1 protein-coding gene is annotated in these 261 nt (G+C 46.7%); it reads left to right on the top strand.

Annotation, left to right across the window (positions count from 1 at the left end):
• A partial coding sequence (locus AAEY75_RS15845) for an AMP-binding protein (RefSeq protein ID WP_352260129.1) occupies nucleotides 1-261 on the top strand: 261 nt, incomplete at both ends.

Below are 261 nucleotides of genomic sequence, written 5' to 3'. Positions count from 1 at the left end.
ACTATACCTCTGGCACGACGGGTAAGCCCAAAGGCGTGGTCTATCATCATCGCGGTGCGACGCTCAATGCTGTCTCCAATATTTTAGATTGGGATATGCCCAAGCACCCTATGTATCTATGGACGCTGCCATTATTTCACTGCAATGGCTGGTGCTTTCCGTGGTCTATTGCTGAGCGCGCTGGGGTCAATGTCTGCCTACGTAAGATTGATGCCGATTTGATTTTGCAAATGATTGCTAAATACAAAGTGACTCATTATT

Origin of the sequence: Psychrobacter sp. TB55-MNA-CIBAN-0194 (genome assembly GCF_040309505.1) — a bacterium.
GTDB lineage: Bacteria > Pseudomonadota > Gammaproteobacteria > Pseudomonadales > Moraxellaceae > Psychrobacter > Psychrobacter fozii.
Note: the sequence above shows the minus strand (reverse complement) of the source record. Positions and strands in the feature narration are given on the sequence as shown.